Raw genomic sequence first — 15,500 nt, 5'->3', positions numbered from 1 at the left:
GCAAATTTAGCGTTGCGGGAATCGCTGGCCGGTAAATTTCCCTGCAAATCCAACGTTCTAGCTAGATGCGTGACGCGCCACTGGATAAAGGTAGAGCGATGAGGTTTTCGAGAAGAGGATTTTTGACCGGTCTGGCGGTGACGGGAGCGGCTATCCCTGTGGCGTACTACACCCAGAAGGAGTTGCTGCGTCAGGATGTTCGCCGCAAGGAAGAGCAGGAGATCACCCCCGGGGAAGCCAAGCTGGAGGTGGCCCTGGACCCTGGCGTGCGCCTTGCCGATCACCTGCGGGGCATCTGGGATATCGAGTTCCTTGACGCCAACGGACCGCAATCCCTGCCTCGTAAAGGGTGTGAGTTGTTGCTGGATGCCGGCCCCACCGGGCGCGGCTTGCGTGGCCTCCTGGGGCGTGCGCAGAGCCTGCGAGGCGACGGCCCGGTGGAGTTCATGGTGCAGGGCGACCTGGCGTCGGTGGACGCCGCCAGGTTGCGCTGGCGCTTGTTTGCCGGTGGCCGCATCGCCGGTGCCCCCAGCCATGAATGCCAGGTGGTGCTCGATGAGGTCTGGGCCAGTTGGGGCAATGCCGGCAGCGGCACCCTCAGTGGCAGCCTGCAGTCGCTGCAGGCGTCGCCACTGGCGCCGGTATCCGCGGCGCGTTTTGTGGCGCGCAAGCGAGTCTTTCCTGCCGCCCGGGACCAGAGCGGGCTGAGCCCCGCTTTGCTGGCGTGGCTGGTATCGCCGCAGCACCGCCTGTTCCACCAACTCTGGCACGCCTCGCGGGACCGTTGGCACACCCTGCCCAAGGACAAGCGCAACAGCCTGCGGGGGCTCGGCTGGCAGCCGGGCCCGGTCAAGCATGAGCGTGATGCCCGTGGGCGGCGCAAGCATCGCAATGCCTCGGGTATCGACTTTCTGTTTATGCACCGGCACATGTTGCTGCACGCTCGCTCGTTGCAGCCGGACCTGGTGTCCTGGCAGCAGTTGCCGCAGCCCTGTGCCCGTCTTGAGCAGGACCGGCAGGCCTTTATCCGCTATTTCGAAAACCATGACGGCTGCTCGGTGCCACCGGCCTGGGTGGCCGACGACGATGAAGAGTTCACCCAATGGCTGCACGGGCTGAAAAGCGATGCGGCGTTCTATGGCAACTTCCAGGTCTGGGAGTCGCAGTACCAGGACCCCGAGTACCTCAGCCGCCTGACCCTGGGCCAGTTCGGGTCTGAGGTCGAGCTGGGCCTGCACGACTGGCTGCACATGCGCTGGGCGGATGTCGCCCGCGATCCTTCCAACGGCATGCCGGTGATGGAAGCGCGCCTGTCCTCGGACTTCGCCGGGCGCTGGTACCAGCCGCAGAATGACTTTCTCGGCGATCCCTTCTCGTCCCACGTGCACCCCATGTTCTGGAAATTCCATGGCTGGATCGATGACCGGATCGACGACTGGTTCCGGGCTCACGAGCGCTACCACCCCGGCGAAGTGTTGCGCCGCGAGGTCAATGGCGTGCCCTGGTTCGCTCCCGGGCGCTGGGTCGAGATCGACGACCCGTGGCTGGGGGCCTCGACCCATGGCTGCGGCCCCCTGGGCAATGCCCCGGGAGAAATGTCCCTGGAGATGGATCAGGAGGTCATGAAGCTGGCCTTGCGCATCGCCCTGAGCCGCGACGAAGAGGTGCTGGACCTGCTCAAGCGGGCACCGCGGCGGCCCTGGTATGCCCAGCACTTGAAGCTGTGAGGCGGGGGATTCAGTTGCTCAGGGCCACTTCGGCGAGGAAGCTCAAGAGCCCGTTGTATCGGCTGGTTTGCCATTGCCCGCAGCTGTGGTCGAAAAACTCGACCGGCGCCAGGCAGTGCCGGTTCTCGATCCTGAACCCGTAGAAGTCACCACAACAGTTCTCTGAAAACAGCAGGTGACGGCCGGTGATGGCCGGGTGCGCCCGGTTGATCTGCACCAGGTGGAAATCACTGCTGCTGTCCAGTGAGTAGAGCGTGCCCAGGGCAAAGTAGCCGCCGCCGCACTCCTTGAGGAACCAGGCGTATTCGGCTGGCAGTTGCAGCCCCAAGGCCTGCTGCGCCTCCAGGATTTGGGTTTGGCTGGCAAGGCGGTCCGACGGCAGTTCGAACCAGATCGGATGGCTGCGCTTGCGCTCGTCCAGCGGTTGCTTGAAGTCCTCGACGTTCATTGTTTGCTCCTTGCGCAGTCAGTCGTCCGTCAGGAGGGCTAGGGCGCCGTGCCGCTCCAGTAGCGCCTGCAACGCTTCCAGCTCTGCGGCGGGCGGCGGCTGGCCGGTCACGGCGGCGTAGAGGTCGTTGAGAATGAGGTCCGCGTCCCTGTGGGTGAGCTGCGCCATCAACTGTGCCAGATTGCGGTCGCACAAGTGCGGGTACAGCAGCACCAGAAGGCGCTTGTAGTCGCGGTTGTCGAGCCCGTCGGGGTAGACCTTGCGCAGCAGGGCCAACAGGTCTGCCAGTGGGTCGTGCGGCGCATTTTCGAGGGGCATGGGGTTCTGTTGGCGGTGGGGCGGGAGGGGATTCTAAGCGATTTCACGCTCGACCGCTGCGCCGGGCGCGGGAGTGACCGGGCCGGGCACTCCCGCCGTGTCAGTGGCTCCAGCCGCCCCCCAGGGCCTTGTACAGGGCAATGCTCGACTGCAGGCGCGACAGCCGCAGTTGCACGTTCTGGTCCTGGGCGGTGTACAGGGTGCGCTGGGTTTCCAGGACGGTCAGCAGGTCTTCGGCGCCGGCCTGATAGCGGCTCTGGGCGATCTCGAAGGCGCGCTGCGCCTGGTTCAGTTCTTCGCTCTGCCACTGGCGCTGCTGGTCCAGGCCGCGAATGCTGTTGAGGGCTTTCTCCACATCGGCAAAACCATTGATGATCGCCCCGCGATAAGTCTCCAGCAGCTCTTGCTGGCGCGCCGTGGCCCTGTCCCGTTCGGCGCCCAGGCGCCCGTTGTTGAAGATCGGCGCCACCAGGCCGGAGGCGAGGTTGTAGAAGGGGTTGCGCAAGACCTCGCCCAGCTTGTCGGAGCCCGTGCCCAGGTTGGCGGTCAGGGTCAGGGTCGGCAGCATGGCCGCCCGCGCCACTTTGACATCGGCCTGGGCCGCCGCCAGCCGGGCCTCGGCACCGGCGATATCGGGACGGCGGGTCAGCAGTTCGCTGGGTACGCCGGCGTCGATGGTCGGCCAGCTCAATTGGGCAAAGGGTTGGTCGCTCAATTTCAGGCTCTGTACCGGCCGGCCCAGCAGGGTGGCGAGGGTGATCTGCGCTTCTTCGGCCTGCTGTTGCACCAGGGGCACCTGGCGTTGCTGGGCGGCCACCAGGCTTTTCTGCTGGGCCAGTTCCAGGGCGGTGGCCGAGCCGGAGTCATAGCGGGTCTGCACCAGTTGCAGCACGTTCTGCGCATTGGCCAGGTTGAGTTCGGCGATGCGGCTCTGTTCCCGCAACGACAGGACCTGGGCATAGCTGTTGGCCACGCCGCTGAGCAGGGTCAGCTCAACGGTGGCCTGGTCGAACTCGCTGGCCTGGACTCCGAGCAGGGCGCTGTCGTAGGCGGCGCGGCGACCGCCCCAGAAGTCGACTTCATAGGTGGCGCTCAGGCCCGCGTCGAACGAGTTCGTGACCGTGCTGTTGCTGCTGGAATCGAGCTGGCTGGAGTTGTTGCCGCGCAACTGTTTTCTGCGGCTGGCGTTGAAGGTGCCATTGACGCTGGGCAGCAGCGGAGCCCCGGCGACGATGGCACTGGCCTGGGCCTGGCGGACCCGGGCCATGGCGGCGGCCAGGTCATGGCTGCCGGCCCGGGCTTCGGCGATCAGTTGGTCCAGCTCCGGGCTGCCGAAACGGGTCCACCAGCGCAGGTCTTGCTGCCGGTCGCCCTGGCTGGCGGGAGAGTGCCAGGACGCCGGTGCTTGCAGGCCGCTTTCCGGGCGCGGCGCCGGGCTGCTGCAGGCCGCCAGCAAGACGCTGGCGGTCAGGAGGGTCAGGTGCACTTTCATAGATCGATCATTCACTGGTAAGGGCCGTGACCGGGTCGAGCCGGGCAGCTTTGCGGGCCGGCATGAAGCCGAAGATGACGCCGGTGACCAGGGCGCAGGCGAAGGCGCCGAGCACTGCGGCCAGGGAGAAGGCCACCGCCACTTCGCTGAGGATCAGGATGCCGCCGATGATCAGGGCCACGCCGATGCCGGCCAGGCCGCCGACCACCGAAAGCATCACTGCTTCGGTGAGGAACTGGCGCAGGATGTCGCGCTGGCGGGCACCGGTGGCCATGCGGATACCGATTTCCCGGGTGCGTTCGCGCACGGTCATGAGCATGATGTTCATCACCCCGATGCCGCCCACCAGCAGCGAGATCGCGGCGATGGCGCCGAGCATCAGCGACAGGGTGTTCTGGGTCCGGGCCTCGGCCTGGATCATCGCGGCGTTGTTGGTCAGTTCGAAATCGCGCTTGCCGCCGTGCATGCGCAGCATCAGTTCATCGATCTCCTGTTCGGTCTGCTTGACCCGGCTGGCATCGGCGGCGGCGATCGCTACGTATTGCGGGTTGTGGTCGCCGAACAGGCGGATGCTGGCGGCGGAGTAGGGCACGGCGATGCGGTCGTCACTATCGCTGTCGCCGGAGCTGGCGCCTTTTTCCGAGAGTACGCCGACCACCTGGAACGGCACGTTTTCGATGAGGATGTACTGGCCGATGGGGTTGGCCACGTCCTTGAGGAGCTTTTCCCGGACCTTGTGGCCAATCACCGCTACTGCCGCCGCCGAGCGTTCGTCGGCCTCGCTGAAGTAGCTGCCCTGGGCCACGGGCCAGTTGAAGATTTCCGGGAAGTTGGTGTCGTTGCCGCCCACGTAGCTCATGTAGTCGGCGTTGCCGAAACGCACCCCGGCCTTGGCGCCGTTGACCGCCATGATCCGTTTCACCTGGGGCAGATTGGCCAGGGTGGCGACGTCATCCAGGGTGACGATGCCTTCAGGGGTGCGCGGGTTGGGCGAGTAGCCGCTCAGGTAAATGATGTTCGAGCCAAACGCCCCCATCTGCGCCATCACCTGGCGCTTGCTGCCTTCGCCTACCGCCAGCATCACCACCACCGAGGCCACGCCGATGATGATCCCCAGCAGGGTCAGGGCGGTGCGGAAGCGGTTGATCCACATCACCCGCCAGGCGGCCTGTATGGCTTCCAGCAATTCGCCTTTCCAGGCACCGGTGGGCTCGCTGCCGTCGGCCAGGCGCTGGCGCAGGTCCACGGCTTGCAGGGCGCCGGCGTTGGCGCTCAGTTGTACCGAGGGATCGCTGGTGGCGGTGTCGCTGATGATCTCGCCGTCGCGGATCTCGATGATGCGCTTGGCCCGTGCCGCCACTTCGCGGTCGTGGGTGATGAGGATCACCACGTGGCCCTGGCTGGCCAGTTCGTCCAGCAGGGCCATGACTTCGGCGCCGCTGTGGCTGTCCAGGGCGCCGGTGGGTTCGTCGGCGAGGATGATGTGGCCGCCGTTCATCAGGGCGCGGGCGATGGACACTCGCTGCTGCTGGCCGCCGGACAATTGATGCGGGCGGTTGCCGCTGCGGCTGGCCAGGCCCAGGCGCTCCAGCAGGGCGGCGGCGCGGGCGTGGCGTTCGGCGGCCGGGGTGCCGGCGTAGATGGCCGGCATCTCGACGTTTTCCTGGGCCGAGCCGGAAGGGATCAGGTGGTAGCCCTGGAACACGAAGCCGAAGGCCTCGCGGCGCAGCCAGGCCAGTTCGTCGCTGTCCAGGTGAGCCACGTTCTCCCCGGCGAACAGGTACTCGCCCGAGGTCGGGCGGTCCAGGCAACCGAGGATGTTCATCAGCGTCGACTTGCCGGAGCCCGAGGCACCGACGATGGCGACGAACTCGCCGGCGTGGATCGACAGGTCGATGCCCCGCAGGACATCGACCTGCGGGCTGTCGCCGCCGCCGTAGGATTTGCGGATGTTCCTGAGGTCGATCAGAGGCGTCTGCATTCAACCCCCGCTGCTGTTGGCCGGGCCGATCAGCAGATGATCACCTTCGTTCAAGCCGTCGAGGATCTGGATGCGCAGGCGGTCGCTGATGCCGACCCGGACCTTGCGTTCGTCGATCGAGCCGTTCTTGGCCACTACCCGAGCCATCTGCAGGTCCGGCTCGGTACTGCCGTGCAGGGCGGCGATGGGGGCGGTGAGCACATTTTTTGCCTGATTGGCGACGAAGAACACCTGGGTGGTCATTTCCGCCATCAGGGCGTTGTCGGCGTTGTCCACGTCCAGCAGCACGGTGTAGAGCACCACCCGGCCGCTGCCGCTCTTGCTGGTGCTGTTGGGGCTGCCGCTGCCCTGGCTGGATTCGTTGAGGGGCTTGGGCGGGATCGGCAGGATCTGCCGCACAGTGCTGGTCCAGCGTCGGTTGCCGCCGCTCAGGGTGGTGAAGTAGGCGTGCATGCCGGGTTTGACGTGGCCGATATCGGCTTCCGAGACTTCGGCCCAGACGGTCATGGGCGAGAGCTTGGCGATGCGCAGGATCAGCGGGGTCTGCTGCTGGGCGTTGAGGGTCTGGCCTTCGCGGGCGTCCACCGCGACCACGGTGCCGGACATGGGGGCATAGATGCGCGTGTAGCCCAGTTCGGCCTGGTCGCTGCGCAGGCTGGCCTGGGCCTGGCGGATCTGCGCCTTGTACATGTCGATCCGCGCCTGGGTGGCCTTGAGTTCGGCCTGGGCGGTCTGTACGTCTTCCTCGCGGGTGGCGCCGCCGGCCTTGAGGTTCTGCTGGCGCTGGTACTTCTGCCGGGCCAGCTGGTTCTGGGCGTACTGCTCCTGCAACTGGGCCTGCAGGTTCTCGATGGAGAAACGACTGGCGTCGAGTTTCGCTTGCTGGGTGGAGGGGTCGATCTCCACCAGCAACTGGCCTTCCTTGACCTGATCACCGGATTCGACGTGGATCTTGCGGATCTGCCCGGACGCCTGGGCGCCCACATCCACGTAGCGTCGTGGCTGCAAGGTGCCCAGGGCGGTGACGCTGCTTTCTATATCGCCGCGGCTCACTTGCACGGTGGTGAACTGGTCACGGCCTGCCGGGATGAACTTCCAGGCAGCGATGGCAACAACGGGGATCACACACAGTGCGGCAAGCAGGGCGCGTCGGGTAGGGCGAGGACGTTTCATGCAGGGTTCCGGCCAGGGGATATCGGCCCGTCACAACGGCCAGCTGCACAAGGGGCAGCCAGGCTTGCGGCTGCCGCAGGAACGGCAGAGACGGGGAGCTGTCAGGTAAACGAGATGCCGGGGGGGGAATTTAACTGCCGACACATGGCGTTACAGCTGTCGGAACACTGAAAATAAACCCACCGCGGTGCTGCGCTACTTTAAATCTATATGAGAATTACTATAAATTACGCCGCTACTAAACAGCCATCACGAATTACCGGGTGCAATCGGCCATGGCCGGACTTGCTCAAGGACAGAACCGCCCCAGTGGGCGCTCGGGAGCCCTGTTGGAAAACTACTATCGCGAGCTGATGTGCTTCCTCAACGCCAAGCTGGGCAATCGCCAGGTGGCCGAGGATGTGGTGCATGACGCTTATGTGCGGGTCCTGGAGCGCTCCAGCGATACCCCCATCGAGCAGCCGCGGGCGTTTCTCTATCGCACGGCCCTGAACCTGGTGATCGACGGCCATCGGCGCAATGCCTTGCGCCAGTCCGAGCCCCTGGAGGTGCTGGACAACGAAGAGCGTTACTTCAACCCTTCGCCGCAGACCAGCCTGGATCACGGCCAGCGCCTGGAAATGCTGCAACGGGCCCTGGCCGAGCTGCCCCGGCTGTGTCGCGAGAGCTTCCTGCTGCGCAAGCTCGAAGGCCTGTCCCACCCGCAGATCGCCGAACAGCTGGGGATTTCCCGCAGCCTGGTGGAGAAACACATCGTTAATGCCATGAAGCATTGCCGGTCGCGCCTGCGCCAGTGGGATGCTCAATAAGCCGTTGCCGTTGAGACGTATTTAGTTAAATTTTTTTTCATTGTCCTCGTCCCTACTCAACAGACGATCTGCTGTCCTGCATGGGCCAGTCGGGTCACCGTGACACTTTATCCCCCGCGTTGAGGCGGTTTATCCAGAGGACACTGGAAATGACACAGGCAATTGCATCGGCCCACGTTCACGATTTGATCGGTATCGGTTTCGGCCCCTCGAACCTGGCGCTGGCCATTGCGCTGGAGGAGCGCGGGCAGGAGCACGGTCCGCTGGACGCGTTGTTCCTCGACAAGCAGGCTGACTATCGCTGGCATGGCAATACCCTGGTAACCCAGAGCGAACTGCAGATTTCCTTCCTCAAGGACCTGGTGACCCTGCGCAACCCCACCAGCCCCTATTCCTTCGTCAACTACCTCAAGCACCACGGGCGCCTGGTGGACTTCATCAACCTGGGCACCTTCTATCCATGCCGCATGGAGTTCAACGACTACCTGCGCTGGGTGGCCGGGCACTTCCAGGAACACAGCCGCTACGGCGAAGAAGTGCTGGCCATCGAGCCAGTGCTGCACAACCAGCAGGTCGAGGCGTTGCGGGTGATTTCCCGGGATGCCCAGGGCAGCGAACTGGTGCGCACCACCCGTTCGGTGGTGGTCAGTGCCGGTGGCACGGCGCGGGTTCCGGAAACCTTCAAGGGGCTCAAGGGCGATGCGCGGGTGTTCCACCATTCCCAGTACCTGGAACGCATGGCCAACCAGCCCTGTGTCAGTGGCAAACCGATGAACATCGCCATCATCGGCGGCGGGCAGAGCGCGGCAGAAGCCTTCATCGACCTCAACGACAGTTTCCCTTCGGTGCAGGCCGACATCATCATGCGCGGTTCGGCACTCAAGCCGGCGGATGACAGCCCGTTCGTCAACGAAGTGTTCTCCCCGGCCTTCACCGACCTGGTGTTCCAGCAGACCGGCAGTGAGCGCGAGCGCCTGGTCAGCGAATACCAGAACACCAACTACTCGGTGGTGGACATCGACCTGATCGAGCGCATCTACGGGATTTTCTACCGGCAGAAGGTTTCCGGCATCGCGCGCCATACCTTCCGCACCATGACCACGGTGGAGAAGGCCACCGCTACCGACCTGGGCATCGAGCTGATCCTGCGCAACAGTGCCAGCGGCGAGCGCGAAGTGCGTCACTACGATGCGGTGGTGCTGGCCACCGGCTACGAGCGGCAGATGCATCGTCAACTGCTGGCGCCGCTGCAGGCCTACCTGGGCGACTTCGAGGTGGACCGCAATTACCGCCTGGTGACCGACGAACGCTGCAAGGCCGGCGTCTACATGCAGGGCTTCAGCCAGGCGAGCCATGGCCTGAGCGACACCTTGCTGTCGGTGCTGCCGATCCGTGCCCAGGAGATTGCCGATTCGCTCTACGAACACGGCAAGAGCCGCGGTCACAGCCGTTCGGTGCGTGACATGCTGCTGGCCACCGCCAGCTGATCGGCGCCACCTCCGTTCTTGCGGACCTCTTCGCCGGCAAGCCGGTTCCTGCCATTCGGGGCTATCCCGGGTGTTTTTTGTAGGAGCCGGCTTGCCGGCGAAGGCATTCCTGAACCTTGGCTGAAGAACTTTTCGATTCCCTCTGCCAGGGTTTCCCTCCGGTTTACTCTGCAAATAGTGCGGCGTAAGCTGCGCGCGTTTTCAATCAGTGGAGGCCCAGTGTGGGTACTTGTTCGAGTGACAGGAGTCGGCCGGTTTCAGTAACCGGCGCAGTCCCGGCAAGATAGCGCGCAGCCTTTTTCCTGCCGCTGTCTCGCCGTCCAGCGAGATGCGGCATCCCGATCGCGAACTTCTGTGGTTCGCTTCCCGACGCCACTTCCTGGCGACTTCTATTTCCCCTTCGACCCGGCCGGCTGCCGTGTCGTGGTGGCATCGACGCGCAGGTCCAGGACCTGCGGATCAGGCATGCATGGAGGATTACCCTCCGGCAACGCCCGATCGTACCTGCCTGCGGTTTTCTCTACGCCGTTGCTGCAGGAGTCATCACCATGAAGCTCACCCTGTTGAAAGAGTTCTTTGCCGGCTTCCTGCGGACCCGGCATTTCGCCCGGCACTTCCGCCGCCTGGCACTGCTGGAAAGTTTCAGCGATGCCAGCGTCAGCCGCGACGTGCCGCCGACCCTGGCGCAAACCCTGGTGGTGGCGGCCAACAGCGACGCCGCGCAACTGCTCGACCGGCTCGGCAGCCACACCGACGGCCTGAGCACCGAGGAGGCCGATGCCCTGCGTGAGCGTCACGGCCTCAACGAGGTCGAGCACGAGCAGGCGCTGCCCTGGTGGACCCACCTGTGGCACTGCTACAAGAACCCCTTCAACCTGCTGCTGACCCTGCTGGCGGTGATTTCCTGGCTGACCGAAGACATGAAGGCGGCCACGGTGATCTTCTCCATGGTGGTGCTCTCGACCCTGCTGCGCTTCTGGCAGGAGGCCAAGTCGAACAAGGCCGCCGATGCCCTCAAGGCCATGGTCAGCAACACCGCCACGGTCATGCGCCCAGGGTCGGCGCCCCAGGCCGCGCCGATGCTCGGCCGCCTGCTGGGAGCCGCCGCCGAGGTCAAGGGCGCTCAGCGCATCGAGTTGCCGATCAAGCAACTGGTGCCCGGCGACCTGATCGTGCTCTCGGCCGGCGACATGATTCCCGCCGACTGCCGGGTGCTCAGCGCCAAGGACTTGTTCGTCAGCCAGGCGGCCATGACCGGCGAATCCATGCCGGTGGAGAAATTCCCCCGCCAGCAGGACGCCGACACCAGCAACCCCCTGGACCTGGACAACATCCTGTTCATGGGCACCAACGTGGTCTCCGGTTCCGCCACGGCAGTGATCCTGACCACCGGCAATAGCACCTATTTCGGCGCCCTGGCCCAGCGTGTCAGCGCCACCGACCGCGCGCCCACCTCGTTCCAGAGCGGGGTCAACAAGGTCAGCTGGCTGCTGATCCGCTTCATGTTCGTCATGGCGCCCCTGGTGCTGTTCATCAACGGCTTCACCAAGGGCGACTGGATGGAGGCGCTGCTGTTCGCACTGTCGATCGCCGTCGGCCTGACCCCGGAAATGCTGCCGATGATCGTCACCTCGACCCTGGCCAAGGGCGCGGTATTCCTGTCGCGCAAGAAGGTCATCGTCAAGCGTCTGGACGCGATCCAGAACTTCGGCGCCATGGACGTGCTGTGCACCGACAAGACCGGCACCCTGACCCAGGACAAGATCTTCCTGGCGCGGCACGTGGACGTCTGGGGCGAGGATTCCGACGACGTGCTGGAAATGGCCTACCTCAACAGCTACTACCAGACCGGGCTGAAGAACCTGCTGGACGTGGCGGTACTGGAGCACGTCGAAGTGCACCGCGAGCTCAAGGTCGGCACGGCATTCCAGAAGGTCGATGAAATCCCCTTCGATTTCACCCGTCGGCGCATGTCGGTAGTGGTGGCGGAACAGGACCGGCCGCACCTGCTGATCTGCAAGGGGGCGGTGGAGGAAGTGCTGGCGGTGTGCCGCAACGTACGCCATGGCGAAGCCGAGGAAGCCCTGACCGAGAGCCTGCTGGCGCGGATCCGCCAGGTGACCGCCGACCTCAACGAAGAGGGGCTGCGGGTGGTGGCGGTGGCCGCACGGCCGATGATCGACGGGCGCGATACCTACAGCCTGGCGGACGAGTGCGAACTGACCCTGATCGGCTACGTGGCGTTCCTCGACCCGCCCAAGGAAAGCACCGCACCGGCCCTCAAGGCCCTGGCCGAACATGGCGTGGCAGTGAAAGTGCTGACCGGCGACAACGAGCTGGTGACGGCGAAGATCTGCCGCGAAGTGGGCCTGGAGCAGCAGGGCCTGCTGATGGGCAACGACATCGAGCGCATGAGCGACGAGCAACTGGCCAGGGCGGTGGAAACCACCAACGTGTTCGCCAAGCTGACCCCGAGCCACAAGGAGCGCATTGTCCGCCTGCTCAAGGCCAACGGCCACGTGGTGGGCTTCATGGGCGACGGCATCAACGATGCCCCGGCGCTGCGCACCGCCGACATCGGCATTTCCGTGGACAGCGCGGTGGACATCGCCAAGGAAGCGGCGGACATCATCCTCCTGGAAAAGAGCCTGATGGTGCTGGAGGAGGGCGTGCTGGAAGGGCGCCGGACCTTCGCCAACATGCTCAAGTACATCAAGATGACCGCCAGCTCGAACTTCGGCAACGTGTTCTCGGTGCTGGTGGCCAGTGCCTTTATTCCGTTCCTGCCGATGCTGCCGATGCACCTGCTGGTGCAGAACCTGCTGTACGACATTTCCCAGATCGCCATTCCCTTTGATAACGTCGATGAGGAAATGCTGAAAAAACCCCAGCGCTGGCAGCCGGCGGATGTGGGGCGGTTCATGCTGTTCTTCGGGCCTATCAGCTCGATCTTCGACATCACCACCTTTGCTCTGATGTGGTACGTGTTCGACGCCAATACCCCGGACCACCAGACGCTGTTCCAGTCCGGCTGGTTCGTGGTGGGGCTGCTGACCCAGACCCTGATCGTGCACATGATCCGCACGCCGAAGATTCCGTTTTTGCAGAGCCGCGCGGCCATGCCGTTGATGGTGATGACCGGCGTCATCATGGCGGTGGGGATCTTCCTGCCGATGGGCCCGCTGGCGCACTACTTCAAGCTGCAGGCGCTGCCGTCGCTGTACTTCGTGTTCCTGCCGCTGATCCTGCTGGCCTACATGGCCCTGACCCAGGCGGTGAAGGGCTTCTACGTGCGGCGCTTCGGCTGGCAGTAATGCTGCCCTGAAGGAGCCAGCTCGCTGGCGAAGGCTGTCTTGCCAGCGAAAGCTCCCCGGCGGGCTAAGGCGCCCTTACGGGCCTCTTCGCTGGCAAGCCGGCTCCTACGGTCAGCCGTGCATCACGGCAGGCCATGAGACGTTCATGGACCGCTGCTAGAGTCCTCTGGTGCCATTCATGCCCTTCGCTCAAGGACAGTCGCCATGCAAGCCCTGCACAACATCAACCTGGACTCGCTGATCGATACCCTGGTCAGCCTCAGCGCCGCCTTTATCCTCGGTGGCCTGATCGGCTTCGAACGCCAGTACCGCCAGCGCACCGCGGGTTTGCGCACCAATGTGCTGGTGGCGGTGGGGGCCGCGATCTTCGTCGACATGGCCAACCGCCTGGGGGGCGCCGAAGGGGCGGTGCGGGTGGTGGCCTACGTGGTCTCCGGCATCGGCTTTCTCGGCGCCGGGGTGATCATGCGCGAGGAGGGTAACGTCCGTGGGCTGAATACCGCCGCCACCCTCTGGGCCTCGGCAGCGGTGGGGGCCTGCGCCGGTGCCGACCTGATCCTCGAGGCACTGCTGGGCACCCTGTTCGTGCTGGCCGCCAATACTCTGCTGCGGCCCATCGTCAACAACATCAACCGCCAGCCCCTGGACGTGGTGTCCGCCGAGGTCACCAATATCGTCTACGTGATCGCCCACCGCTCGAAGCAGAAGGCAGTGTTCGCCCTGCTGGAAGCGGAGCTGGCGCGCTGCAACTACCCCGCCAGCGACGTTGATGTGCACGCCTTCGGTACGGAGGATGTGGAGATCGAGGCGACCCTGGCGACCACCTCGGTGGACGGTGACGAACTGGATGCGCTGGTGGCCCGGCTGTCCACATCGCCCTGGGTGCAGCAGGCGTTCTGGAGCCCGAGCACCACCGAATGAGCATTTTTCGCCTCCGTCAGGGGAGGCATGAGATACGGCTCGGCTTTTCTCGGAAGGTGCTTACCTGACAACAAGACCTTTCAAGGGCCTGACCCCTGCTAAAAGCCGTGGCCGGTGGTTAGGGTAGGGCACGGTTGCACAGCGGGGCCGGAGGGCGAGCCGCGAGCGCCAGGCGGCCGGGGTCGAGCGCCGTCCGCCGGGGGGGCCTTGGCAGCGACTTTCAGGTTGTTCCTAGAGCCAACTTCCACCCACTGGCTTAGCCTTCCAGCGGCCCGGGAGTAGGGCCGGTATTCGCAGTGCCGAAGTCTTGTCAGCAGGATCAGAAAAATGTCCAACAGAGCATTGCGCATATTGATTGCCGATGATCAGCACTTTCGTCGCATGCAGATCGAAAGACCCCTGAATCAACTGAACTATTACCGAGTGGCCCCGGTGCACAGGTTGGAGGAACTGCTGACGCTGGTGGAGTATTCCTGCGAGTCGTTCGACCTGCTGATCATCAACGCCAACCTGGCTGTCCGCAGCGATTTCGACCTGCTGGCTTTCTGCCTGGACCACCCGCATATCGAGCAAGCCTTGATCTACGGCAGCCAGCATCTTGCCGCCACTTCCGGCAGCCGGCGGTGCAAGGTGCATGTCAGCCCGGCCGAATGGCCGGACAGCGCGGCGATCAAGCGCCTGATGCTGTGGGTGGACCCGCCATTGCCCGATGCCTCCGGGCCTTCCCGGCAGCGGCTGGTGCAATCGCATGGCCATTGGGGTAGCCCGAGCTGAGCGAGGTTTTCGCACCCCACGCCAAACGGAATCCCCAGGGATGCCGTTTGGCGTTTTTGTCAGCGCCGTTCGCGCTTCAGTCCCACTGCGGGGCAATGCCTGCCGGGCTGGTCAGGCGTTGGCCGCGCTCCAGGCCGGCGATGCTCTCAAGCTCCGCGCTGCTCAGGGTCAAGGCGCAGGCTGCGAGGTTGCCTTGCAGGTTGGCCCGGCGGGTGGAGGAGGGGATCACCGCATAACCCGACTGCATGGCCCAGGCCAGCACCACCTGGGCCGGGGTGGCCTGGCGTGCCTGGGCGATCTGCAGGATCAGTGGGTCCTTGAGCACTTCGCCATAGGCCAGGGTCATGTAGGAGGTGATGTGAATGCCCTGGCTGCGGGCGAATTCCACCACCTTGCGGTTTTGCAGGTAGGGGTGCAATTCCACCTGGTGGCTGGCGATCTGCTCGGCCCCGACGGCATCAATGGCTTGCTGCAGCAAGGCATTGTTGAAGTTGGACACGCCGATCTGCCGGGTCAGGCCCTGGGTCTTGGCTTCCAGCAGGGCCTGCATGAACTCCTCCACCGGCACCTGGTTGTCTGGCGAGGGCCAGTGGATCAGGGTCAGGTCCAGGTAATCGGTGCGCAGCTTGTGCAGACTTTCCTTGAGGCTGGGGATCAGGCGCTCCCGGGACAGGTTGGCGATCCAGATCTTGCTGGTGATGAACAGCTGGTCGCGGGGAATGCCGCTGGCGGCCACCGCGGCGCCGACATCGGCTTCGTTGTCGTAGATCTGCGCGGTATCGATGGCGCGATAGCCCAGTTCCAGGGCGCAGCTCAAGGAATCGATGAGCACCTGGCCCTGAAGGCGGAAGGTGCCGAGGCCAAAGGCGGGTACAGACATGGGTCACTCCGGGCATTGCAGTGGGATTGGCCGGCAGTATCCGTACCTGCGTTGCCGAGAAAAACCGCCGCCGGCACAAAGGAATATTGCCCCGCGTTCACGAATCCACCTGCCCCTGCAGGCGCCGGCTTGCCGGCGAATCGCGTACCCAGGCACGAAACCCCACAGGGAGGTTG

The 15,500-nt window shown here is 64.6% G+C and carries 12 protein-coding genes; 6 read left to right on the top strand and 6 right to left on the bottom strand.

The genetic code is table 11. From position 1 onward, the window contains the following. Positions 1 to 98: 98 nt before the first annotated feature. Positions 99 to 1,727 carry a twin-arginine translocation signal domain-containing protein gene (locus tag ABCR88_RS22565; protein WP_350403573.1) on the top strand — a complete coding sequence of 543 codons (1,629 nt, stop codon included), beginning with the start codon at positions 99 to 101 and terminating at the stop codon, positions 1,725 to 1,727. A gap of 10 nt (positions 1,728 to 1,737) precedes the next feature. Here ABCR88_RS22565 and ABCR88_RS22560 read toward each other — a convergent pair whose 3' ends face one another. The 5 genes from ABCR88_RS22560 to ABCR88_RS22540 form a co-directional block, all read right to left on the bottom strand. Further along, a complete protein-coding gene (locus tag ABCR88_RS22560; RefSeq protein ID WP_350403572.1) occupies positions 1,738 to 2,175 on the bottom strand; it encodes an SMI1/KNR4 family protein in 438 nt (145 codons plus the stop codon). Between the two features lie 18 nt (positions 2,176 to 2,193). Continuing rightward, positions 2,194 to 2,493 carry a DUF3349 domain-containing protein gene (locus tag ABCR88_RS22555; RefSeq protein WP_041119246.1) on the bottom strand — a complete coding sequence of 100 codons (300 nt, stop codon included), beginning with the start codon at positions 2,491 to 2,493 and terminating at the stop codon, positions 2,194 to 2,196. Positions 2,494 to 2,593: 100 nt separating this feature from the next. Further along, positions 2,594 to 3,985, bottom strand: a complete 1,392-nt coding sequence (locus ABCR88_RS22550) for an efflux transporter outer membrane subunit (RefSeq protein WP_325985037.1) — start codon at positions 3,983 to 3,985, stop codon at positions 2,594 to 2,596. 7 nt (positions 3,986 to 3,992) lie between these two features. After that, complete coding sequence (locus ABCR88_RS22545; protein ID WP_350403571.1) at positions 3,993 to 5,966, bottom strand: MacB family efflux pump subunit; 1,974 nt, start codon at positions 5,964 to 5,966, stop codon at positions 3,993 to 3,995. Continuing rightward, a complete protein-coding gene (locus ABCR88_RS22540; protein ID WP_011062362.1) occupies positions 5,967 to 7,139 on the bottom strand; it encodes an efflux RND transporter periplasmic adaptor subunit in 1,173 nt (390 codons plus the stop codon). It lies immediately after the preceding gene. Between the two features lie 326 nt (positions 7,140 to 7,465). On the opposite strand from ABCR88_RS22540, the gene ABCR88_RS22535 reads away from it, so the two are divergent. The 5 genes from ABCR88_RS22535 to ABCR88_RS22515 all read left to right on the top strand — a co-directional run bounded on the left by ABCR88_RS22535 (position 7,466) and on the right by ABCR88_RS22515 (position 14,444). Then, positions 7,466 to 7,948, top strand: a complete 483-nt coding sequence (locus tag ABCR88_RS22535) for a sigma-70 family RNA polymerase sigma factor (RefSeq protein ID WP_026020154.1) — start codon at positions 7,466 to 7,468, stop codon at positions 7,946 to 7,948. A gap of 149 nt (positions 7,949 to 8,097) precedes the next feature. Next, on the top strand, positions 8,098 to 9,435 hold the full coding sequence (locus ABCR88_RS22530; protein ID WP_041119239.1) for a SidA/IucD/PvdA family monooxygenase: 1,338 nt from the start codon (positions 8,098 to 8,100) through the stop codon (positions 9,433 to 9,435). Between the two features lie 548 nt (positions 9,436 to 9,983). After that, positions 9,984 to 12,749, top strand: a complete 2,766-nt coding sequence (gene mgtA / locus ABCR88_RS22525) for a magnesium-translocating P-type ATPase (RefSeq protein WP_350403570.1) — start codon at positions 9,984 to 9,986, stop codon at positions 12,747 to 12,749. A gap of 204 nt (positions 12,750 to 12,953) precedes the next feature. Continuing rightward, positions 12,954 to 13,670 (top strand): MgtC/SapB family protein, encoded by a 717-nt coding sequence (locus ABCR88_RS22520; RefSeq protein WP_015636409.1) that lies wholly within the window; start codon positions 12,954 to 12,956, stop codon positions 13,668 to 13,670. A gap of 327 nt (positions 13,671 to 13,997) precedes the next feature. After that, complete coding sequence (locus ABCR88_RS22515; RefSeq protein WP_015636408.1) at positions 13,998 to 14,444, top strand: response regulator; 447 nt, start codon at positions 13,998 to 14,000, stop codon at positions 14,442 to 14,444. Between the two features lie 76 nt (positions 14,445 to 14,520). On the opposite strand, the gene dkgB is transcribed toward ABCR88_RS22515, so the two are convergent. Then, positions 14,521 to 15,324 carry a 2,5-didehydrogluconate reductase DkgB gene (gene dkgB / locus ABCR88_RS22510; protein WP_053152844.1) on the bottom strand — a complete coding sequence of 268 codons (804 nt, stop codon included), beginning with the start codon at positions 15,322 to 15,324 and terminating at the stop codon, positions 14,521 to 14,523. Positions 15,325 to 15,500 lie beyond the last annotated feature (176 nt).

It is taken from the genome of Pseudomonas sp. W17 (assembly GCF_040268305.1).
Taxonomy (GTDB): domain Bacteria; phylum Pseudomonadota; class Gammaproteobacteria; order Pseudomonadales; family Pseudomonadaceae; genus Aquipseudomonas; species Aquipseudomonas protegens.
Note: the sequence above shows the minus strand (reverse complement) of the source record. Positions and strands in the feature narration are given on the sequence as shown.

Bases quoted from the DNA above. Each gene is read 5' to 3' on its own strand.
- ABCR88_RS22565 (WP_350403573.1), top strand. From the start codon at position 99: ATGAGGTTTTCGAGAAGAGGATTTTTGACCGGTCTGGCGGTGACGGGA.
- ABCR88_RS22560 (WP_350403572.1), bottom strand. From the start codon at position 2,175: ATGAACGTCGAGGACTTCAAGCAACCGCTGGACGAGCGCAAGCGCAGC.
- ABCR88_RS22555 (WP_041119246.1), bottom strand. From the start codon at position 2,493: ATGCCCCTCGAAAATGCGCCGCACGACCCACTGGCAGACCTGTTGGCC.
- ABCR88_RS22550 (WP_325985037.1), bottom strand. From the start codon at position 3,985: ATGAAAGTGCACCTGACCCTCCTGACCGCCAGCGTCTTGCTGGCGGCC.
- ABCR88_RS22545 (WP_350403571.1), bottom strand. From the start codon at position 5,966: ATGCAGACGCCTCTGATCGACCTCAGGAACATCCGCAAATCCTACGGC.
- ABCR88_RS22540 (WP_011062362.1), bottom strand. From the start codon at position 7,139: ATGAAACGTCCTCGCCCTACCCGACGCGCCCTGCTTGCCGCACTGTGT.
- ABCR88_RS22530 (WP_041119239.1), top strand. From the start codon at position 8,098: ATGACACAGGCAATTGCATCGGCCCACGTTCACGATTTGATCGGTATC.
- mgtA (WP_350403570.1), top strand. From the start codon at position 9,984: ATGAAGCTCACCCTGTTGAAAGAGTTCTTTGCCGGCTTCCTGCGGACC.
- ABCR88_RS22520 (WP_015636409.1), top strand. From the start codon at position 12,954: ATGCAAGCCCTGCACAACATCAACCTGGACTCGCTGATCGATACCCTG.
- ABCR88_RS22515 (WP_015636408.1), top strand. From the start codon at position 13,998: ATGTCCAACAGAGCATTGCGCATATTGATTGCCGATGATCAGCACTTT.
- dkgB (WP_053152844.1), bottom strand. From the start codon at position 15,324: ATGTCTGTACCCGCCTTTGGCCTCGGCACCTTCCGCCTTCAGGGCCAG.